Source organism: Thiomonas sp. SCN 64-16 (assembly GCF_001725585.1).
Classification (GTDB): Bacteria; Pseudomonadota; Gammaproteobacteria; order Burkholderiales; family Burkholderiaceae_C; genus Thiomonas; species Thiomonas arsenitoxydans.
Map to the genome: position 1 here is coordinate 1 of NZ_MEGQ01000047.1, position 18976 is coordinate 18976.

Annotated in this window: 25 protein-coding genes; 19 read left to right on the forward strand and 6 right to left on the reverse strand. The window is 62.7% G+C overall.

Annotated elements, in window-relative coordinates:
* From ABT24_RS12515 to ABT24_RS12575, 13 genes are all read left to right on the forward strand, one after another.
* Positions 1-89: EF-Tu C-terminal domain-related protein (locus ABT24_RS12515; protein ID WP_080361398.1), on the forward strand; the 89-nt coding region annotated here is incomplete at its 5' end.
* Positions 90-157: 68 nt separating this feature from the next.
* On the forward strand, positions 158-469 hold the full coding sequence (rpsJ, locus tag ABT24_RS12520) for a 30S ribosomal protein S10 (RefSeq protein ID WP_013107280.1): 312 nt from the start codon (positions 158-160) through the stop codon (positions 467-469).
* A gap of 174 nt (positions 470-643) precedes the next feature.
* On the forward strand, positions 644-1306 hold the full coding sequence (rplC, locus tag ABT24_RS12525) for a 50S ribosomal protein L3 (RefSeq protein ID WP_276729686.1): 663 nt from the start codon (positions 644-646) through the stop codon (positions 1304-1306).
* Complete coding sequence (rplD, locus tag ABT24_RS12530; protein ID WP_276729683.1) at positions 1306-1926, forward strand: 50S ribosomal protein L4; 621 nt, start codon at positions 1306-1308, stop codon at positions 1924-1926. The genes rplC and rplD overlap by 1 nt, the downstream gene beginning before the upstream one ends.
* On the forward strand, positions 1923-2237 hold the full coding sequence (gene rplW / locus ABT24_RS12535) for a 50S ribosomal protein L23 (protein ID WP_156053638.1): 315 nt from the start codon (positions 1923-1925) through the stop codon (positions 2235-2237). Before rplD ends, rplW begins: the two co-directional genes overlap by 4 nt.
* The gene (gene rplB / locus ABT24_RS12540; protein WP_013107276.1) at positions 2238-3062 is read left to right on the forward strand and encodes a 50S ribosomal protein L2; all 825 of its coding nucleotides are present in this window, start codon (positions 2238-2240) and stop codon (positions 3060-3062) included.
* Between the two features lie 10 nt (positions 3063-3072).
* The gene (gene rpsS, locus ABT24_RS12545; RefSeq protein WP_013107275.1) at positions 3073-3348 is read left to right on the forward strand and encodes a 30S ribosomal protein S19; all 276 of its coding nucleotides are present in this window, start codon (positions 3073-3075) and stop codon (positions 3346-3348) included.
* A gap of 9 nt (positions 3349-3357) precedes the next feature.
* Complete coding sequence (gene rplV, locus ABT24_RS12550) at positions 3358-3687, forward strand: 50S ribosomal protein L22 (RefSeq protein ID WP_013107274.1); 330 nt, start codon at positions 3358-3360, stop codon at positions 3685-3687.
* Between the two features lie 9 nt (positions 3688-3696).
* Positions 3697-4509 carry a 30S ribosomal protein S3 gene (gene rpsC, locus ABT24_RS12555; RefSeq protein ID WP_276729681.1) on the forward strand — a complete coding sequence of 271 codons (813 nt, stop codon included), beginning with the start codon at positions 3697-3699 and terminating at the stop codon, positions 4507-4509.
* A gap of 24 nt (positions 4510-4533) precedes the next feature.
* The gene (gene rplP, locus ABT24_RS12560) at positions 4534-4950 is read left to right on the forward strand and encodes a 50S ribosomal protein L16 (protein WP_013107272.1); all 417 of its coding nucleotides are present in this window, start codon (positions 4534-4536) and stop codon (positions 4948-4950) included.
* A gap of 10 nt (positions 4951-4960) precedes the next feature.
* Positions 4961-5167 carry a 50S ribosomal protein L29 gene (gene rpmC / locus ABT24_RS12565; RefSeq protein WP_013107271.1) on the forward strand — a complete coding sequence of 69 codons (207 nt, stop codon included), beginning with the start codon at positions 4961-4963 and terminating at the stop codon, positions 5165-5167.
* Between the two features lie 3 nt (positions 5168-5170).
* A complete protein-coding gene (gene rpsQ / locus ABT24_RS12570) occupies positions 5171-5437 on the forward strand; it encodes a 30S ribosomal protein S17 (RefSeq protein WP_013107270.1) in 267 nt (88 codons plus the stop codon).
* Positions 5438-5770: 333 nt separating this feature from the next.
* Positions 5771-7084 carry a Glu/Leu/Phe/Val family dehydrogenase gene (locus ABT24_RS12575; protein ID WP_276729679.1) on the forward strand — a complete coding sequence of 438 codons (1314 nt, stop codon included), beginning with the start codon at positions 5771-5773 and terminating at the stop codon, positions 7082-7084.
* Positions 7085-7114: 30 nt separating this feature from the next.
* Here the strand turns inward: ABT24_RS12575 and rarD are convergent, their stop codons facing one another.
* The 6 genes from rarD to ABT24_RS12605 form a co-directional block, all read right to left on the reverse strand.
* Entirely contained in the window at positions 7115-8038 is a 924-nt protein-coding gene (rarD, locus tag ABT24_RS12580) for an EamA family transporter RarD (protein ID WP_276729676.1), read from the reverse strand.
* Between the two features lie 116 nt (positions 8039-8154).
* Positions 8155-9246 carry a redox-regulated ATPase YchF gene (ychF, locus tag ABT24_RS12585; protein WP_013107267.1) on the reverse strand — a complete coding sequence of 364 codons (1092 nt, stop codon included), beginning with the start codon at positions 9244-9246 and terminating at the stop codon, positions 8155-8157.
* A gap of 60 nt (positions 9247-9306) precedes the next feature.
* Positions 9307-10446 (reverse strand): carbohydrate porin, encoded by a 1140-nt coding sequence (locus ABT24_RS12590; RefSeq protein ID WP_276729675.1) that lies wholly within the window; start codon positions 10444-10446, stop codon positions 9307-9309.
* Positions 10447-10484: 38 nt separating this feature from the next.
* Positions 10485-11213, reverse strand: coding sequence for an ABC transporter ATP-binding protein (locus ABT24_RS12595; RefSeq protein WP_013107265.1), 729 nt, complete (start codon positions 11211-11213; stop codon positions 10485-10487).
* An 8-nt stretch (positions 11214-11221) separates the two neighbouring features.
* Positions 11222-12424, reverse strand: a complete 1203-nt coding sequence (locus ABT24_RS12600) for an ABC transporter permease (RefSeq protein ID WP_013124312.1) — start codon at positions 12422-12424, stop codon at positions 11222-11224.
* Positions 12425-12444: 20 nt separating this feature from the next.
* Positions 12445-13683: an efflux RND transporter periplasmic adaptor subunit gene (locus tag ABT24_RS12605; RefSeq protein ID WP_276729673.1), complete on the reverse strand. Its 1239-nt coding sequence runs from the start codon at positions 13681-13683 to the stop codon at positions 12445-12447.
* A gap of 486 nt (positions 13684-14169) precedes the next feature.
* Between ABT24_RS12605 and ABT24_RS12610 the strand changes: the two genes are divergently transcribed.
* From ABT24_RS12610 to ABT24_RS12635, 6 genes are all read left to right on the forward strand, one after another.
* A complete protein-coding gene (locus ABT24_RS12610; protein ID WP_276729671.1) occupies positions 14170-15300 on the forward strand; it encodes a 3-deoxy-7-phosphoheptulonate synthase in 1131 nt (376 codons plus the stop codon).
* A gap of 34 nt (positions 15301-15334) precedes the next feature.
* Complete coding sequence (locus ABT24_RS12615; RefSeq protein WP_276729670.1) at positions 15335-15526, forward strand: 4-oxalocrotonate tautomerase; 192 nt, start codon at positions 15335-15337, stop codon at positions 15524-15526.
* A 26-nt stretch (positions 15527-15552) separates the two neighbouring features.
* The gene (locus ABT24_RS12620; protein WP_276729669.1) at positions 15553-16002 is read left to right on the forward strand and encodes a phosphate-starvation-inducible PsiE family protein; all 450 of its coding nucleotides are present in this window, start codon (positions 15553-15555) and stop codon (positions 16000-16002) included.
* Between the two features lie 127 nt (positions 16003-16129).
* Complete coding sequence (gcl, locus tag ABT24_RS12625; protein ID WP_276729668.1) at positions 16130-17884, forward strand: glyoxylate carboligase; 1755 nt, start codon at positions 16130-16132, stop codon at positions 17882-17884.
* 3 nt (positions 17885-17887) lie between these two features.
* A complete protein-coding gene (gene hyi, locus ABT24_RS12630; protein ID WP_276729666.1) occupies positions 17888-18661 on the forward strand; it encodes a hydroxypyruvate isomerase in 774 nt (257 codons plus the stop codon).
* A 35-nt stretch (positions 18662-18696) separates the two neighbouring features.
* On the forward strand, positions 18697-18976 hold a 280-nt coding region (locus tag ABT24_RS12635; protein WP_353743851.1), incomplete at its 3' end, for an NAD(P)-dependent oxidoreductase.

The following is an 18976-nucleotide window of genomic DNA, read 5'->3' on the forward strand; positions in this document are numbered from 1 at the left end:
CGATCGCGATGGAAGAGGGTCTGCGCTTCGCCATCCGGGAAGGCGGTCGTACCGTCGGCGCCGGGGTGGTGGCCAAGATCATCGAGTAAATCGTTCAACGGAATCGGCCGACGCCGTTCACTTTAGGCGTCGGCCTTCGCTCTTTGAAGAGAACATCATGCAAAATCAGAAAATCCGTATTCGCCTGAAGGCGTTTGATTACAAGCTGATCGATCAGTCCGCGATGGAGATCGTCGATACCGCCAAGCGAACCGGCGCCATTGTCAAAGGCCCTGTGCCGTTGCCGACGCGCCTGCAGCGGTTTGACATCCTGCGCTCGCCCCACGTCAACAAAACTTCACGCGATCAGTTGGAAATCCGCACCCATTTGCGTCTGATGGACATCGTTGATCCGACGGACAAGACGGTAGATGCTTTGATGAAGCTCGACCTGCCTGCGGGCGTCGATGTGGAAATCAAACTGCAGTGAGCACACTGCCTTGCAGATCGCAGGGCGGTTGATGTATGATTTAAGGCTTTATTTCTGGCGAGGCCAGAAATAAAGCTGGCAGTAAAGTTTGGCAGTAATTGACTCAAGCCGCGTAGCTTGAATCGTTTAAATAACTTACGGGCCTGGCCAATCGTAGCCGGGTAGGAGAAAACAATGAGCTCACATTCAATGGGCCTTGTCACGCGCAAGGTCGGAATGACGCGTGTGTTCACCGACGATGGGGCATCCATCGCCGTCACCGTGCTGGATGCGTCTGGCAACCGGGTGTCGCAGGTGCGCACGCAAGATGTGGATGGCTATAGCGCCGTCCAAGTAGCTTACGGCTCTCGCAAGCCGTCACGCCTCACCAAGGGCCAGGCGGGTCACTTGGCGAAAGCGGGGGTCGAGCCGGCAGAAATCCTCAAGGAGTTTGATCTGCCCGCTGAAAAAGCGGCCGATTACGCGCTGGGTGCGCCGGTTCCCGCTTCGCTGTTTCAGGTGGGGCAGATGGTCGATGCGCAGGGTGTGTCGATCGGCAAGGGCTTCGCTGGCTCCATCAAGCGCCACAATTTTTCGTCCAACCGCGCCTCTCACGGTAACTCGGTCACCACGCGTGCGCCAGGTTCCATCGGTATGGCGCAGGACCCCGGGCGTGTGTTTCCTGGCAAGCGCATGGCGGGTCAGATGGGCAATGAAACCGTGACGGTGCAGAACCTGGAAGTGGTTCGCATCGACGAAGCGCGCCAGCTCATCCTCGTCAAGGGTGCGGTGCCGGGCTCGCGTTCGGGCTTTGTGTTTCTGCGTCCCGCGGTCAAGTCAGCGACAGGAGGTCAGTGATGCAGCTCGATTTCATTGATGCGCAGGGCCACCCTGCTGAGAAGTTTGAGGTCAGCCCCGAGGTGTTTGGGCGTGACTTCAACGAAGATCTGGTTCACCAGATCGTGATCGCTTATCAGGCCAATGCGCGCCTGGGCAACCGTGCCCAGAAAGACCGTGCGGTGGTCAAGCACTCGACGCGCAAGCCCTGGAAGCAAAAGGGTACTGGCCGCGCTCGTGCGGGTATGACGTCGTCGCCGCTGTGGCGTGGAGGCGGCAAGATTTTCCCGAATTCGCCGGACGAGAACTTCACGCACAAGGTCAACAAGAAGGCTTATCGCGCGGGGATGCGTTCGCTGTTTTCGCAACTGGCGCGCGAAGGCCGCCTCGTGGTGGTCGACACTTTCACCGTGGAGGCGCCGAAAACCAAGCTGGTTGCCGAGAAGTGCAAGGCGATGGGCTTCGACTCGGTGATGATCATTGCCGACGGTGCGGACGAAAATCTGTTCCTCGCTGCGCGTAATCTGCCGAATGTTCTGGTGGTCGAGCCGCGTTACGCCGATCCGCTGTCCCTTCTGTTCTACAAGAAGGTCGTGATGACCAAGGGTGCAGTCAGCCAACTTCAGGAGATGCTGTCATGACGCAGGCCGTTCTCAATCCGCAGCGTCTGATGCAGGTGCTCAGCGCGCCGGTCATTTCGGAAAAAGCGACGATGGTCGCTGAAAAGCGCAATCAAGTCGTGTTTCGTGTCCTGCGTGATGCGACCAAGCCTGAGATCAAGGCTGCCGTCGAACTGCTGTTCAAGGTCGATGTCGAGTCGGTCCAGGTCGCCAACATCAAGGGCAAGGTCAAGCGCACTGCGCGTGGCACGGGCCGCCGCAATCATGTCAAGAAAGCCTATGTCTGCCTGAAGGCGGGCCAAGAGCTGAATTTCGCGCAGGAGGGTATCTAAATGCCCGTCGTCAAAGTCAAACCGACCTCGGCTGGCCGCCGCGCCGTCGTCAAGGTCTCGCACCCGCATCTGTACAAGGGAGAGCCCGAGCGTTCGCTGCTCGAGCCCCAGTTCCAGAAGGCTGGCCGCAACAACAATGGTCATATCACCACGCGCCATCGCGGCGGTGGTCACAAGCACCATTACCGTGTGGTCGATTTCCGTCGCGACAAGGACGGCATTCCGGCCAAGGTCGAACGTATCGAATACGACCCGAACCGTACCGCGCACATTGCCCTGGTGTGCTACGCCGATGGCGAGCGCCGCTACATCATTGCGCCGCGCAACCTCGAAGTGGGCGCTACGTTGATGAGCGGCTCCGAGGCGCCGATTCGTGCGGGCAACACGCTGCCTATCCGCAATATTCCGGTGGGTTCAACCATTCATTGCATCGAAATGCAGCCTGGCAAGGGTGCCCAGATCGCGCGTTCCGCCGGCGCTTCTGCGGTGCTGCTGGCGCGCGAAGGCATTCACGCTCAAGTGCGTATGCGTTCTGGCGAGGTTCGCCGCATTCACATCGAGTGTCGCGCCACGCTGGGTGAGGTGAGCAACGAAGAGCACAACCTGCGCCAGTATGGCAAGGCAGGCGCCAAGCGTTGGCAAGGTATTCGTCCGACTGTGCGTGGGGTGGCCATGAACCCGGTCGACCACCCGCATGGCGGTGGTGAAGGCAAGACAGGCGAGGGTCGCGTGGCGGTCAGCCCGTGGGGTACGCCGACCAAGGGTTATCGCACCCGCAACAACAAGCGCACGCAGAGCATGATCGTGTCGCGTCGTAAGAAGTAAGGGATAGCACATGGCTCGCTCACTCAAAAAAGGTCCGTTCTGCGACCAGCATCTGCTGAAAAAGGTTGAAGCTGCTGTCAGCACCAAAGACAAGCGCCCGGTGAAGACCTGGTCGCGTCGTTCCACCATCCTGCCCGAATTCATCGGCGTGACGATAGCCGTGCACAACGGCAAGCAGCATGTTCCGGTCTATGTGTCCGACCAGATGGTGGGCCACAAGCTTGGCGAATTCGCGCTGACGCGGACATTCAAAGGACATCCCGCCGATAAAAAGGCGAAGAAGTAAGGCAGACACATGGAAACTCGTGCAACCCTACGCGGCGTTCGCCTCTCGGCCCAAAAAGGCCGACTGGTGGCGGACCTGATCCGCGGTAAAAAAGTGGACTCCGCTTTGAACATCCTGGAGTTCTCGCCCAAGAAGGCATCGGGCATTATCAAGAAAGTGCTGGAGTCGGCCATCGCCAACGCCGAGCACAACGATGGCGCCGATGTGGACGAACTGAAAGTGACTCAGATCATGGTGGAAGAGGGGGCAACCCTCAAGCGCTTCAGTGCGCGCGCCAAAGGTCGTGGCAATCGCATCAGCAAGCCCACCTGCCATATCTACATTCAAGTCGGGAACTGAGGACGTCATATGGGACAGAAAATTCATCCGACCGGTTTCCGTCTGGCCGTCACCCGCGGCTGGGCTTCGCGCTGGTATGCGCCGAGCACCCAGTACGCCAAGATGCTCAGCGAAGACATCATGGTGCGCGAGTACCTGGCGAAGCGTTTGAAAAATGCTTCGGTGTCGCGCGTGCTCATCGAGCGTCCGGCCAAGAACGCCCGCATCACCATTTACAGCGCCCGACCGGGTGTGGTGATCGGCAAAAAAGGCGAAGACATTGAAAACCTGAAGGCCGAACTGGCCAAGCGCTTGGGCGTGCCGGTCGCTGTGGATATCGAAGAGGTGCGCAAGCCCGAAATCGATGCCCAACTTATTGCCGACTCCATCACCCAGCAGCTCGAAAAGCGCATTCAGTTCCGCCGCGCCATGAAACGTGCCATGCAGAATGCCATGCGTATGGGCGCTCAGGGTATCAAGATCATGTCGTCTGGCCGGCTGAATGGCATCGAGATCGCCCGGCGTGAGTGGTACCGTGAAGGCCGCGTGCCTCTGCAGACCCTGCGTGCGAATATCGACTACGCAACCTCTGAAGCCAAGACGACCTACGGTGTCATCGGTGTGAAGGTGTGGGTTTACAAGGGCGATACGCCGGCCAAGGGCGCTATCGTCCCGGCCAAGGCCGAGCCGGCTGCCCCCGAGGAAGATCGTCGCAATCGCCGTCCTGGCGCAGCCCGTCCGTCCGGCGCACGTCGTGCCGCACCGGCTGCCGATGGCGAAAAATCCGTTGCTGTCAAGCGCGTGCGCAAACCGGCTCAGTCCGGTGGTGCAACTGGCGCCTAACGACAGCGCTTAAGGAGAAATTTCATGCTACAACCCGCTCGTCGCAAATACCGCAAAGAGCAAAAAGGCCGCAACACGGGCCTGGCTACACGCGGCGCCACGGTGGCCTTTGGTGAGTTCGGCCTGAAGGCGACCACCCGCGGCCGCATCACCGCTCGCCAGATCGAATCGGCTCGTCGCGCGATTTCCCGTCACGTCAAGCGTGGCGGCCGGATCTGGATCCGTGTGTTCCCGGACAAACCGATTTCCATCAAGCCCGCCGAGGTGCGGATGGGTAACGGCAAGGGTAACCCTGAGTACTATGTTTCGGAAGTCCAGCCCGGTCGCGTGCTGTACGAAATCGAAGGTGTGCCCGAGGCTATCGCGCGTGAAGCGTTCGAGCTGGCTGCCGCCAAGCTGCCGTTCCGCACCATTTTTGTCACGCGCCAGATCGGCGCCTAAGGAGAGCGATTTGAAAACTTCCGCTCAACTCACCGAACTGCGCGCCAAGGATATTCCGGCGCTGCAGACCGAACTCGACAGTCTGCTCAAGGCCCACTTCAATCTGCGTATGCAGAAGGGCACGCAGCAGCTTCAGAATACGTGCCAGCTGGGTAACACCAAGCGCGCCATTGCGCGGGTCCGTACCCTGATTCAAGAAAAGAAGGCCAAGGGTTAAGCCATGACTGAACAAAAGAAAGTGCAGCGCACGCTGGTCGGCCGTGTGGTCAGCGACAAGCGGCAGAAGACGGTCACCGTTTTAGTCGAGCGCCGTATTCAGCACCCGATCTATGGCAAGTTGATTGCGCGCTCCAAGAAGTACAGCGCGCACGACGAGTCGGGCCAGTACCACCTGAACGATGTGGTCGAGATCGCGGAATCGCGTCCGATCTCCAAGACCAAGGCGTGGGTGGTCAGTCGTCTGATCACCAAAGGTCAGGTGATCTGATCGCAGTTATCTTCTGCTGATTTGCGTTTTTCAGCCCCTTTTGCGTTTGTTGCGCAGAGGGTGGCTGTATAAATAGATCAGGGCCCGTCGCCCGTTTGTTCCGCCAGATGCGGAGCAGGCGGGCGACGGGCTTTTTGCACTGTTCTTTTTTCCGATCGTCTCACGCAGTCAGAATTGCTTGCACGTCTTGCCTCTGCATACCCGCACAGGATGTACGGTACGCGCGCGACGGACTACAGTGTGTTGAGGGCCCTGATGGCCCCGGCTGATGCCGCCAAGGCTCACAAGGACAAGGCGGTCTCGGCAGAACAACAACACAGCACAGGAGACGCAATGAAAACACCCAAGTCCAAAGAACAGGTCACCGCACCGCCGGTTTGCACGCTGTCGTACATCCATCCCGAGCCGGACAGCCCCTGGCTGACCTATCTGGCCCAGGTCGATCGGGTACTGCCTCATCTGGGGCATTTGGCCCGTTGGGGAGAAACCTTGAAGCGCCCGAAGCGCGCGCTCATCGTCGATGTGCCAATCGAGATGGACGATGGCTCGGTGCGGCACTTCGAGGGCTACCGCGTGCAGCACAACCTGTCGCGCGGACCGGGCAAAGGCGGCGTGCGCTATCACCCCAATGTCACGCTGGAGGAGGTGATGGCGTTGTCGGCCTGGATGACCATCAAGAACGCCGCCGTTGGCCTGCCTTACGGCGGAGCGAAAGGGGGCATTCGGGTGACCCCTTCAGAGCTGTCGCGCAAGGAGCTTGAGCGGCTGACCCGCCGCTATACCAGCGAAATCGGCATCATCATCGGGCCGCAGCAGGATATTCCCGCGCCCGACGTCAACACCAACGGTCAGATCATGGCCTGGATGATGGACACCTATTCCATGAACGTGGGCGCTACCGCCACCGGGGTGGTGACGGGCAAGCCGATTCAGCTCGGAGGTTCTCTCGGTCGGGTCAAGGCCACGGGGCGCGGCGTGTTCGTGACCGGCAGTGAGGCCATCAGGCGCCTGGGCCTTGACGTGAACAGTTTGAGGATCGCTGTACAGGGCTTCGGCAACGTGGGCGGCACAGCGGCGGAGTTGTTCGCGCAAGCGGGTGCGAAGATCGTGGCGGTGCAGGATCACACCGGCACGATCATTCATGAACAAGGATTGGATGTGGCGGCATTGCTGCGTCATGTCAGCAGTCATGGCGGCGTCGCCGGATTCTCGGGCGCACAAAAAGCCGACGATGAAGCGTTCTGGGATGTGCGCTGTGATGTGTTGATTCCCGCAGCCCTCGAAGGGCAGGTGACGGCCGAGCGCGCCCGCAAAACCACCGCCAAGCTCATACTCGAAGGCGCGAACGGCCCGACCTTGCCCGGCGCAGACGATGTCTGTGCAAGCCGGGGCATTCTTGTCGTCCCCGACGTGATTTGCAATGCGGGTGGCGTGACGGTTTCGTACTTCGAATGGGTGCAAGACTTTTCGAGCTTCTTCTGGGATGAAGACGACATCAACGCCCGCCTCGACAAAATTCTGGGCAATGCCTTGGCCCGGATTTGGGATACCGCAGACCAACTAAAAATCAGCCTGAGAACGGCCGCATTCGTGGTGGCTTGCGAGCGAGTGCTGCAAGCGCGCGAAGAACGCGGCCTTTATCCCTGAAGTCGACTGTCAGCGCCCGGCCCTGGGCGCTCAGAGCTTGGGGCGCGCCACGACGCCGTCATCCAATGACGGCAGCGTCGTGGCCGGGCGGCCCCAGGCTGCGCGTAAACCGTCCAGCAGAAACACGGCAAGGCCCACCCAGACCAGGCCGAATCCGATCATCTTTGCGGCTGCAAAGGGTTCGTGATAAAGCCAGACGCCTAGTGCCAGCTGCAGAGTGGGGGTGATGTACTGCAAAACCCCCAGCAAGGTCATCGACATGCGGCGAGCGCCCGCAGCGAACAGCAGCAGGGGGATGGTGGTGACCGGGCCTGCGGCCACCAGCAGCCAGCGCGTAGAGAGGTCGGCGGAGGCGAACGCGTTCATGCCCTGGGTACTCAACCAGAACAGATAGGCCACAGCCAGCGGGAATAGCACCGCGGTCTCCACGGCGAGGCCTTCAAGCGCGCCCAGCGGCGCGGTCTTTCTGAGCAGCGCGTAGCTGCCGAAGGTGAGCGCCAGGCTGAGACTGATCCAAGGCACATGGCCGACCTCGATCGCCATGACCGTCACGCCCGCCGCAGCAATGGCCAGAGCGACCCACTGCAGACCGCGCAGACGCTCATGCAGAAGAACCGATCCGAGGGCCACGTTGACCAAGGGATTGATGTAGTAGCCCAGGCTTGCGTCCACCACATGGTTGCTGTTCACCGCCCAGATATAGATGCCCCAATTGCTCGAAAGGAGTACGGCACTGAGCGCAAAGCGGGCGAGCAGGGCGGGCTGTTCACGCAGCAGCCGCATCCACGACCAGCGCTTGAGAAGCGCCAGCAGCAAAGCGACAAAAAGCAGCGACCACGCCATGCGGTGCGCGAGGATCTGCAGGGAGGGAACCTGTTCGAGCGCCTTGAAGTAAAGCGGAAACAGGCCCCAGATGACGTACGCCGCCAGGGCGTAAACAACGCCGGAATTCATGTGAACGGATGGTTTGTTTTGGGCTTGCCGATGGCAGATATCGGCAAGCCGGGCTGCACACTGTAGCTGCGGCCGTGAGGATTTGCAGCGCGCGCGGCGCGGCAGCAAAGGAAGGCTCAGACGTTGAACAGGAAATGCAGCACGTCGCCGTCCTTGACGATGTAGTCCTTGCCTTCGGCCCGCATCTTGCCCGCGTCTTTGGCGCCCTGCTCGCCGCCGTACCGGATGAAATCGTCAAACGCGATGGTCTGGGCGCGGATGAAGCCCCGCTCGAAATCGGTGTGAATCACTGCGGCGGCCTGCGGCGCGGTCGCGCCGACATGCACCGTCCAGGCCCGCACTTCCTTCACCCCGGCGGTGAAATAAGTCTGCAACCCAAGAAGTTTGTAGGCAGAGCGAATGAGGCGGTTCAGCCCGGGTTCTTCCTGTCCGAGGTCGGCGAGAAACGCTTGTTTTTCTTCGGCATCAAGCCCGGCGAGTTCGCTCTCCAGCTTGGCGCAGATGGCCACGACTGGGGCGTTCTCCTGGGCCGCATACTCGCGCAGCCGGTCCAGGTGGGGGTTGTTGTCGAAGCCATCCTCCATCACGTTGCCGACGAACATGGCCGGCTTGGCGGTGATGAGGCATAGCGGAGCGATCAGGGCCAGCTCTTCGGCGCTGAGCCCCAGGGCGCGCACCGGGCGGGCTTCGTTGAGCGCGGGGATGATGCGCTCGAGCAGATCGGCAACGCGCTTGGCATCTTTGTCGCCGGAGCGCCCCTGTTTGTTCATGCGGTGCAGACTTTTCTCGGCCGTGCCCAGATCGGCCAGGCAGAGTTCGGTCTGGATCACGGCGATGTCCGAGATCGGGTCCACCCGGCCGGCGACGTGAATCACATTCGGGTCTTCAAAGCAGCGCACCACGTTGATGATGGCGTCGGTTTCGCGGATGTGCGCCAAAAACTGGTTGCCCAGCCCCTCGCCCTGGCTCGCGCCAGCCACGAGTCCGGCGATATCGACGAACTCGACCACCGCGGGCAGGACGCGCTGCGGCTTGACGATAGCGGCGAGCTGATCGAGCCGCGGATCGGGCAATTCGACAATGCCGGTGTTGGGCTCGATGGTGCAGAAAGGATAGTTTTCCGCCGGAATGGCGCTTTGGGTCAGCGCATTGAAGAGGGTGGACTTGCCCACGTTGGGCAAGCCCACGATGCCGCATTTCAGGCTCATGGTGTGGGGATGGATGAGTGCGCAGGGTCGCGCGCGAAGCCACGGATTGTAGGGTGCCGCCTAATGTTCGATGTGCACCCGCAGCCCCGCAACCCACTGATGACCGGATTCGCCACCGGGGTTCTGAATGTGCTGGATGTCGGGCTGCAGGTAGAGATGGCGGGCGAGTTGCAACGAGTACACCGCCTCGATCACGGTTTCGCTGGGTAGCGAATTCAGGCGCGCCTGCGCCACGCCGAGGGTGAGTACGTCCGCAGGGCGGGTGGCGTTCAGCCCCTGAATCCGCACGCCCGCGCCGATATAGCCCAGTACCGGATTGGACGCCGCCGGGCTCCAGCCGCCTTGCAGGAAAGCGGCCCAATCGCGTCGGTCGGCGTCTTTCCAGCGCCATTCATTCACCGCATACAAGCCGTCGCTATCGGGGCCGTAGGCAGCAGTGCTCTGCTGCAGATGCCAGGCGCCCAGTTTCAGCGTGCCCTGCGTGTGTTCGGCCTCGCCCCAGGAGCGATCAGCCTCGGCGATCCACAGCGCGCCACGATGGAGGGCGCCCGTCATGCCCGGAGGGTCGCCCTGCCACACGCCCGCTTGCGCCGACCAGCCGTTGCCCAAGGCGAGCCCGCCCATCAGCCCCAGGCCGGGATTGGGGTAGGTGGCGATATTGGCATTGGAGGTCAGCGTCGGGGCAATGCCGAATGAGGCATTGTGCAAATGGCCGGCCACGCCTGTGGTGTCGAACGTGTTGTTCACGTCCATGATGCCGCCCTGCACAAAGCCCGGGCCGAACTGCTGGCGGTAGCTGAGCTGATAGACACGAAGAAAATTGGGCGCCCAGAGGTTGCTCGGCAACTGCACCGTGTTGGTCACCGTTTGCAGATTGCCATGGCTGCGCAGGCCCATGAGCATGAGGTCGAACTGGCCGCCCTGCCACCAGCCAGCCTGCGCTGTGTCCAGAGTGAGTGCAGCTTGAAAGGCGGCCACCGAGACAGCCTGGCGCGCGCCCTTGCCGCCGATGACCCCCAGCGTTTCCGCGTCGAGGTGCAAAGACGTGCTCAAACCCTGGCTCCAGGTTTGGCTCGGGGGCGTGATAGGGGCGGTATAGGGCGCAAGCTGCAGACCACTGTCGGTGGTCTGCGCCCAAACGGGAGCGAGTGCAGCGGCGGCGACGACCCCGGCAACTGGAAAAAAGCGCAAACAGTTCATCGGCAAAATTTACAAATAAGAACAACTCTTATTTGCGATTATGCCTGAGCCGTTTGGGCGCGATCCGCCACCAATCGGCCATCGAGCATTTCCAGCACCCGGTCGCAGCGTGCGGCGATGCGCGGGTCGTGCGTCACCAGCAGCACCGCGCAGCCGAAGGACTGGTTGAAGCGGCGGAACAGCGCGAACACCTCGTCGGCGGCGCGTGAGTCGAGGTTGCCGGTGGGCTCGTCGGCCAGCAGGATGGGCGGGCGGATCATCAGCGCCCGGGCGATAGCCACCCGCTGCTGCTGGCCGCCGGAGAGTTCGGTCGGGCGTTTGTGAGCGTGCATCGCCAGCCCGACGGCGTCGAGCAGTTCGAGGGCGCGCTCGCGCGTGGCAGCATCGGGCTTTGCACCGCCGAGCAGCGCGGGCATCATCACGTTGTCGATCACGCTAAAGGCGTTGATGAGGTGGTGGAACTGGAACACGAAGCCCAGCGAGCGGCCGCGCAGGGCGGTACGTTCGGTATCGTTCAAATCCACGGTGGGACGGCCCTGCACATGAATTTCGCCGCGGGTGGGCGTGTCGAGCAGGCCGATGAGGTTGAGCAGGGTGCTCTTGCCCGAACCGGACGGGCCGATGAGCGCGGCAAACTCTCCGCCCTGCAGCGTGAGGTCGATGCCGTGCAACACCTCCACTTCGAGCGGCGTGCCCACGCCATAGGCCTTGCGCAGGCCGTCAAGGCGCAGCACAGGGGGCGGGGATGGGGTGACGGCGCTGTTCATCGCAGGGGTCAGACGGTGCGAATGGCCTCGACCGGATCGAGGTGCGACGCCCGCCGCGCGGGCGCGAATGCGGCGACGATGCCCGCCAGCGTGGCGATCAGCATGGCTTGCGGCACCAGCCAGGGGCTGATGGTGACCGGAAACAATCGCGGCCCCGAGGTGTTGAACACATACACCAGACTTACCCCGAGCAGCGCGCCGATGGTGGAGCCGATCAGCCCGAGCACGCCGCCCTGGATGAGAAACACCGACATCATGCGCAGCCGGGTGGCGCCCATGGCGCGCAGGATGCCGATTTCGCGTGTGCGCTGCACCACGCTGACCGCCAGCACGCTGGCGATGCCCAGCGCCACCGACAGGGCGATGGACAGGCGGATGATGTTGGTGGACAGCGACTGTGAGCGCAGCGCGTTGAGCAACTGGCTGTTGGTCGTCATCCAGCTCTCGGCCTTGACGTCGAAGGTACGGGCGATGCGTGCGGCAATCGCCTGCGCGCTGAACAGATCGTGCACGCTCAGGTCGATTTCAGTGGTCGAGCCGGGCAAGCCCAACAGCGTTTGCGCCTGCTGCAAGCCGAGATAAACCTGGCGCTCGTCCACGTCCCGCACGCCAATGGTGAAAATGCCCGCCACGCGGAACGCCTGCGCCTGGCCCGAGGGGCCGGTCAGGCGCAGCGTGTCGCCGATGCTCAGGCCGAGATCGGAGGCCAGACGCGAGCCGATGAGGATTTTTTCCGCGCCCACGGCGAACTGTCCGGCAACGATGTCGGTATTGATGGGAATGATGTGCACATAGCTCGATGGCTCGATGCCAAGAATGGCCACTGCGCGCACCGCATTGCCGCGCTGGGCAAATGCCGGGCCCGATACCACGGGGGTGGCCGCCTTCACGTCGGGCATGCCGCGGATGGCGTGCAGCACCGCGGCGGCATTGTCGATGCCGCGAAGGCGCTGCGGTCGCGGGTCGATGCGCGACAAATAGGTGGTGTCGGGCGCGGGCGGCGGGGTCAGCGGCACCAGATCGGGCGCCTTCACCACGATCTGCGGCTGGCTGCCCAGGGTGCGGTTGACGATATTGCCTTGCAGCCCGGTGACCAGGGCGGTGATGAACACGATCACCGCCGAGCCCACGGCAATGCCGATGAGAATGAGCAGCGACTGCGCGCGGCCATCGCGCAAAAACTGCAGGGCGATATTCCAGGACAGGCGCATGGGCGAAGCGGCTCGCGGTCTCAGCGGCCCGGCATGGGCAGATCGTTGCCCGAAGCCGCCGAACTGGCAGCGGCGCTGGGCAGCGGCAGCGTCTGCAACCGCACGCGCTCTCCCGGCGCCACACTATTGCCCGCCAGGACCGACTCGCCAGAGGACAGGCCGGAGACCACCTGCGTCAGCGTCAGCCCTTGCAGCCCCAGCTTGACCTGCTGCGCCTGCGCCCTGCCGCCCCGCAGCACCAGCACCGTGGCCTGATCGCCGTTCACGCTGCGCAGCGCGTCGTTGGGCACGACCAGGGTATTGCGCCGCTGCGCGGTGACGATGTCGGCCGACACCGTCATGTCCTGCTTGAGCCAGGGTGGCGGCTGCGGCACGCGCAGGCGCACTTCCAGAGTGCCCGTGGTGCGGTCGACCTGCGGCGCGAGAAAACTCACCTGCGCGGCGAAGCTGCGGTCGGGGTAGGCATCTGCCACACACTGCGCCTGCTGCCCGATCTGCAGATTGCCAATGCTTTGTTCGTTGACCGGCAGCAGGATTTCCGTCGCCCCGTCCATCGCCAGAGTGAAAAGCGTCTGCCCGGGCGTGACTGTATCGCCCACTTCCACATTGCGCGCGAGCACCACGCCCGATACTCCGGCGCGCACCACATTGCGCGCATTCACCGCGCTGGCGGCATTGAGCGCGGCTTCAAGGACGCGCTGTTGTGCGCCGCCGGGCGCCACGGCGTTGTAAGCCGCCTGGGCGCTGTCGCGCTGCTGGCGGGCGTTTCGCAGGGCGGTCTGCGCTTGTTCGAGTTGCTGCGCCGAGCCGCCTCCCGCGTCGAACACCCCTTGCGCGCGTTTCAGGTCGCGCTCGGCCTGCTCGACCTGCACTTTGGCCTGCGCCAGCGCGGCGGCGGCCTGCGGACGTGATTGTTCAACCAGCTGGCGCAGCGCCGCCCGCGCCTGGTCGAGCTGGGCCGAGGTCTGGTCGGCTCGCAGTTCCAGCAACACCTGCCCGGCCTTGACATGCGCGCCGCGATCGACCAGCCGTTTCACCACGGTGCCGGTGATTTCGCTCGCCACCTGCACTCTGGACGGGGTGATCACATAGCCGGTGGCCACCACATTTTGCACCAGATTGCGGGTTTCGATTTTGTAGCCGGGCACGACGGGCGGACGGCTGCGCCACCACAGCACGGCGGCCGCAATGGCCAGTGCGAGCAGCACCCAAAGCAGGCGCTGCCAGGGAAATCGGGAGGTTTTGGACGGGGCGGGCATGAGTTGAACGGCGGAGATTTTCGACGCCCGGAGTGGCGTCCGGGCGAAAGTTGAACATCATAGAGAGGAGATAAGTGCTGCGCTGCGGGGTTTGTTCGCTGCCGCAGGCGCTGTTGCGCTGCGACAAAGTGCGGAACCATTTTGAGGTCAGAAAACGCCCGCGCTTGCCAGCAAGTGCCCGTTCTGCTTCAATCGAAGCCTTTAGACACAGAACGCTATCACCTCACCATGACCGCAAACCGCTTGTTTTTTGGTTTTTGGTATTTCTCGCACCGCACCGGCGGAGGGAGAGGCTGAAGCGCGACCCACAAACGCAGCTCACAAATCCTCAAAAACCGCCGGCCCAGCCCGGCGGTTTTTTTTTCGGGCTGGTGTGGCGAAAACCACGCGGTGCAAACCCCCATGTACGAAGCCCATACCCCAAGTGATCTTGCCGTTGCCTCGGCGGCGGCCTCCCTGTCCTCAATGCTTGCTGGAGAAATTCCGATGCCGTCCAAATCCGCCGCAGAAACCTTGCACAAACCGCAGGAGGACAAGACCTCCCGCACCGACAACGCCCGCATCAAGCACATCGTGCCCCTGCCGCCGCCCGAGCATCTGATCCGATTCTTTCCCATCGCCGATACCCCGGTGGAAGCGCTGGTGGCCGATACCCGCCACGCCCTGCATCGCATCATCCACGGCGAGGACGACCGGCTGTTGCTCATCATCGGCCCGTGTTCGATCCACGACCCCAAGGCCGCGCTCGACTACGCCCAGCGGCTGGCGGTGTTGCGCAAACAACACGCGGGCGAGCTGGAAATCGTCATGCGGGTGTATTTCGAAAAACCGCGCACCACGGTGGGCTGGAAGGGGCTGATCAACGATCCGTATCTGGACGAGAGTTTCCGCATCGACGAAGGGCTGCGCATCGCCCGCGAGGTGCTGATCGACATCAACCGCTTGGGCGTGCCTGCGGGCAGCGAATTCCTCGACGTGATCTCGCCGCAGTACATCGCCGATCTCATCTCGTGGGGCGCCATCGGCGCGCGCACCACCGAGAGCCAGGTGCACCGCGAGCTGGCTTCGGGGTTGTCGGCGCCGATCGGCTTCAAGAACGGTACCGATGGCAGTCTGCGCATTGCCATCGACGCGATTCACGCGGCGCGTCGGCCGCACTCGTTTCTGTCGGTACACAAGAACGGCCAAGTAGCCATCGTGCAAACGCGCGGCAATAAGGACACCCACGTCATTCTGCGCGGCGGCAAGACGCCGAACTACGACGCCGCCAGCGTGCGCGAGGCCTGCGCCGCACTCGAAGAGGCCAAGCTCGACTGTCGCCTGATGATCGACTGTTCGCATGCCAACAGCGCCAAGCAGCACATGCGCCAGCTCGATGTGGCGCGCGACATCGCTGCGCAACTGGCTGCTGGAGAGCGCTGCATTTTCGGCGTCATGGCCGAGAGCCATCTGCACGGCGGGGCGCAGAAATTCACCGCAGGCAAGGACGATCCGTCCAAGCTGCAGTACGGCCAGAGCATCACCGACGCCTGCCTGCCCTGGGACGATTCGGTCGAATTGATGCAGGTGCTGGCCGACGGCGTGAAGGCACGGCGCAAGCACAAGTCGGCGAAGTAAGCTTTTGCTTTGTCATGCAACCGTAGGAGACCCCATGCCCGCCATCCGTGTCGACCTTTTCGAGGGCCGCAGCCCCGAGGTTAAAAAACAGCTGATTGAAGCCATCACGCAGGCCGTGGTGGACACGCTCAAGTGTTCGCCCGACGCGGTGGACATCATTCTCAACGAGGTGCCCAAGTCGCACTGGGCCACCGGCGGCAAGCTGTGGAGCGAGCCGCGCGAGTGAGCGAGTGAACCAGACAGGAGCACCACATGGTGGGCTATAAGGGGTTCGAGTCGCTGATGGAGCAGGCCAACAAGCTGCTTCATGTGTTCATGGCCGTGGTGCTGCTCGTGGCCAGCCTGCTGCTGATCTGGCAGTTCGGGCAGGACGTGGTGCAGACCGTGCGTTCCGGCGCGGTGGCGCAGGGTTTTTTGCATGCGCTGGGCAATCTGTTCATCCTCTGGGTGCTGTCGTCGCTGATTTCCGCCGAAATCCGCTACATGCGCACCGGCAATTTTTCGGTTCTGGTGTTCATCGAGGCAGCGCTCATCACCCTGTTGCGTCAGCTCATCATCATTCCGGTCGAGAGCCAGGGGCAGTTGCAGAACTGGGCCTGGACTTACGGCCTGATCACCGCAGCGGTCGTGGCGGTGGGCATCACTTACTTTCTGGTGCGCCGGGTGATGCCGGTTGAGCACGAAGCAGACTCCGGAAGTTGATTGACTACCGAAAAGTACTGAATCTTTCGCTTTCTTATTCCATTCACTTCCTGCTATCTCATCAATAGACTCATGGCCTGAAATGCCCCGCATCGTTCGCCGGGCGCCCCAACGAGGAGAGGGAATCATGGCCAGAATGCGTGCGGTGGATGCCGCGGTTTTAGTGCTCGAAAAGGAAGGCGTGCATCAGGCCTTCGGTGTGCCGGGTGCGGCGATCAACCCGCTGTATTCCGCGCTGCGCAAGAACGGCCACATCGCGCATGTGCTGGCGCGTCATGTCGAGGCGGCGTCGCATATGGCCGAGGGCTACACCCGCACCGCGCCGGGCCATATCGGCGTATGTATCGGCACCTCAGGCCCGGCGGGTACCGACATGATCACCGGGTTGTATTCGGCCATCGCCGATTCCATTCCCATTCTGTGCATCACCGGCCAGGCGCCGCGCGCGCGGCTGTACAAGGAAGACTTTCAGGCGGTGGACATCGAGTCCATCGCCAAGCCGGTGTGCAAGTGGGCGGTCACCGTGCGCGAGCCCGCGCTGGTGCCGCAAGTGTTTCAGCAGGCGTTCCATGTGATGCGCTCGGGCCGTCCCGGGCCGGTGCTGATCGATCTGCCGCTGGACGTGCAGCTCGCCGAAATCGAGTTCGATCCCGACACCTACGCGCCGCTGGCGGTGTACAAGCCCACGGCGACCAAGGCGCAGATTGAAAAGGCGCTGGACATGCTCGAAGCGTCCGAGCGCCCGCTGATCGTCGCCGGCGGCGGCGTGATCAATGCCGATGCCACCGATCTGCTGGTGCAGTTCGCCGAGTTGACCGGCGTACCGGTGATTCCCACGCTGATGGGCTGGGGCGCGATTGGCGACAGCCACCCGCTGATGGCGGGCATGGTCGGTCTGCAAACCTCGCACCGTGGCGGCAACGCCAACCTGCTGGCTTCCGACCTGGTGCTGGGCATCGGCAACCGCTGGGCCAACCGCCACACCGGCTCGCCCGAGGTGTATGCCAAGGGCCGCAAGATTCTGCATGTGGACATCGAGCCCACGCAGATCGGCCGGGTGTTCATGCCCGATTTCGGCATCACCTCCGACGCCAAGGCGGCGCTCGAACTGTTCATTGCCGTGGCGCGCGAGCGCAAGGCGGCGGGCCAGCTCAAAAACCGCAGCGCCTGGGCGAACGCCTGCCGCGAGCGGGTGCAAACCCTGCTGCGCAAGTGGGACTATGACCAGATTCCCATCAAGCCCCACCGCGTTTACAAGGAGATGGTCGAGTTTTTCGACGCCAACACGCGCTACGTCACCACCATCGGCCTGTCGCAAATCGCCGCAGCGCAGTTGCTCAAGGTGGAAAAACCGCGCCACTGGATCAACGCCGGCCAGGCCGGCCCGCTGGGCTGGACCATGCCCGCTGCGCTCGGCGTGCGCGTGGCCGATCCGACCGCGGATGTGGTGGCCATTTCCGGCGACTACGACTTCCAGTTTCTCATCGAGGAACTGGCAGTGGGCGCGCAGTTCAAGCTGCCCTACATCCACATCGTGGTCAACAACTCCTACCTCGGCCTCATCCGCCAGGGCCAGCGCCAGTTCGACATGGACTTTTGCGTGCAGCTCTCGTTCGACAACGTCAACTCGCCCGAAGTCAGCGGTTACGGTATCGACTTCGTCAAGGTGACCGAAGGGCTGGGCTGCAAGGCCATACGCGTGTTCGACCCCAACCAGATTCAGCCCGCGCTGGCGCAGGCGCGGCAGTGGATGAAGGAGTTTGCTGTGCCCGTGGTGGTCGAGATCATTCTGGAGCGCGTGACCAATATCTCCATGGGTGGTGAAATCGACGCCATCACCGAATTCGAACCCGTCATCGATCTCGTCCCTGCCGAGGCCTGAACCATGCCCCAATTTGCCGCCAACCTCACCATGCTCTTTACCGAAGAGCCTTTCATCGACCGTTTTGAAGCTGCCGCCAAAGCCGGTTTCAAGGCGGTGGAATTTCTCTTTCCCTACGCCCACACCGCGCAGCAGGTGCGCAACGCCGCGCTAGAGGCCGGTGTGCAGATCGTGCTGCACAACCTGCCCGCGGGCGACTGGGATGCGGGCGAACGCGGCATCGCCTGCCTGCCCGACCGGGTGAATGAATTCCGCGAGGGCGTGGCCAAGGCAATCGAATACGCCACTGCGCTGGGCGTCACCCAACTCAACTGTCTGGCGGGCAAGGCCCCGGCGGGCGCCGACCCCGCCGTGCTGCGCGCCACCTTGGTCGGCAACCTGCGTTACGCCGCAGCGCAACTTGGCGCCCACGGCATCCGTCTGCTGATCGAGCCGATCAACACCTTCGACATTCCCGGTTTTTACCTGCACGGCACGGCGCAGGCGCTGGCCCTCATGGACGAGGTGGGCAGCGACAATCTGTTCCTGCAGTACGACATCTATCACATGCAACGCATGGAAGGCGAGCTGGCCGCGACGATGCAAAAGCACCTGCCGCGCATCGCCCACATCCAGCTGGCCGACAACCCCGGGCGCAACGAGCCGGGCACCGGCGAGATCAACTACGCCTTCCTGTTCCAGCACCTCGACCGTATCGGCTACACCGGCCACATCGGCTGCGAATACAAGCCCAAGACCACCACGACCGCTGGGCTGGGCTGGCTGGCCGCGCTATAAAACAGACACACGTTCACAACAAAACGGAGATCGACATGGCAACACTGGGATTCATCGGACTGGGCATCATGGGCACGCCCATGGCGGGCCATCTGCTGGCGGGCGGGCATACGCTCTACGTCCACACCCGCAGCAAAGTGCCGCAAGCCCTGCTCGACGCAGGCGCCAAACCTTGCGCCAGCAACGCCGAAGTGGCGCAAAAGGCCGACATCATTTTCACCATGGTGCCCGACACGCCCGATGTGCAGAAGGTGCTGTTCGCCGACGATGGCGTGGCCCAGGGGCTGACGCCGGGCAAGATCGTGGTGGACATGA

Excerpts from the sequence above, each read along its gene's own strand:
- rpsJ (WP_013107280.1), top strand. The coding sequence starts at position 158 with ATGCAAAATCAGAAAATCCGTATTCGCCTGAAGGCGTTTGATTACAAG.
- rplC (WP_276729686.1), top strand. The coding sequence starts at position 644 with ATGAGCTCACATTCAATGGGCCTTGTCACGCGCAAGGTCGGAATGACG.
- rplD (WP_276729683.1), top strand. The coding sequence starts at position 1,306 with ATGCAGCTCGATTTCATTGATGCGCAGGGCCACCCTGCTGAGAAGTTT.
- rplW (WP_156053638.1), top strand. The coding sequence starts at position 1,923 with ATGACGCAGGCCGTTCTCAATCCGCAGCGTCTGATGCAGGTGCTCAGC.
- rplB (WP_013107276.1), top strand. The coding sequence starts at position 2,238 with ATGCCCGTCGTCAAAGTCAAACCGACCTCGGCTGGCCGCCGCGCCGTC.
- rpsS (WP_013107275.1), top strand. The coding sequence starts at position 3,073 with ATGGCTCGCTCACTCAAAAAAGGTCCGTTCTGCGACCAGCATCTGCTG.
- rplV (WP_013107274.1), top strand. The coding sequence starts at position 3,358 with ATGGAAACTCGTGCAACCCTACGCGGCGTTCGCCTCTCGGCCCAAAAA.
- rpsC (WP_276729681.1), top strand. The coding sequence starts at position 3,697 with ATGGGACAGAAAATTCATCCGACCGGTTTCCGTCTGGCCGTCACCCGC.
- rplP (WP_013107272.1), top strand. The coding sequence starts at position 4,534 with ATGCTACAACCCGCTCGTCGCAAATACCGCAAAGAGCAAAAAGGCCGC.
- rpsQ (WP_013107270.1), top strand. The coding sequence starts at position 5,171 with ATGACTGAACAAAAGAAAGTGCAGCGCACGCTGGTCGGCCGTGTGGTC.
- ABT24_RS12575 (WP_276729679.1), top strand. The coding sequence starts at position 5,771 with ATGAAAACACCCAAGTCCAAAGAACAGGTCACCGCACCGCCGGTTTGC.
- rarD (WP_276729676.1), bottom strand. The coding sequence starts at position 8,038 with ATGAATTCCGGCGTTGTTTACGCCCTGGCGGCGTACGTCATCTGGGGC.
- ychF (WP_013107267.1), bottom strand. The coding sequence starts at position 9,246 with ATGAGCCTGAAATGCGGCATCGTGGGCTTGCCCAACGTGGGCAAGTCC.
- ABT24_RS12590 (WP_276729675.1), bottom strand. The coding sequence starts at position 10,446 with ATGAACTGTTTGCGCTTTTTTCCAGTTGCCGGGGTCGTCGCCGCCGCT.
- ABT24_RS12595 (WP_013107265.1), bottom strand. The coding sequence starts at position 11,213 with ATGAACAGCGCCGTCACCCCATCCCCGCCCCCTGTGCTGCGCCTTGAC.
- ABT24_RS12600 (WP_013124312.1), bottom strand. The coding sequence starts at position 12,424 with ATGCGCCTGTCCTGGAATATCGCCCTGCAGTTTTTGCGCGATGGCCGC.
- ABT24_RS12605 (WP_276729673.1), bottom strand. The coding sequence starts at position 13,683 with ATGCCCGCCCCGTCCAAAACCTCCCGATTTCCCTGGCAGCGCCTGCTT.
- ABT24_RS12610 (WP_276729671.1), top strand. The coding sequence starts at position 14,170 with ATGCCGTCCAAATCCGCCGCAGAAACCTTGCACAAACCGCAGGAGGAC.
- ABT24_RS12615 (WP_276729670.1), top strand. The coding sequence starts at position 15,335 with ATGCCCGCCATCCGTGTCGACCTTTTCGAGGGCCGCAGCCCCGAGGTT.
- ABT24_RS12620 (WP_276729669.1), top strand. The coding sequence starts at position 15,553 with ATGGTGGGCTATAAGGGGTTCGAGTCGCTGATGGAGCAGGCCAACAAG.
- gcl (WP_276729668.1), top strand. The coding sequence starts at position 16,130 with ATGGCCAGAATGCGTGCGGTGGATGCCGCGGTTTTAGTGCTCGAAAAG.
- hyi (WP_276729666.1), top strand. The coding sequence starts at position 17,888 with ATGCCCCAATTTGCCGCCAACCTCACCATGCTCTTTACCGAAGAGCCT.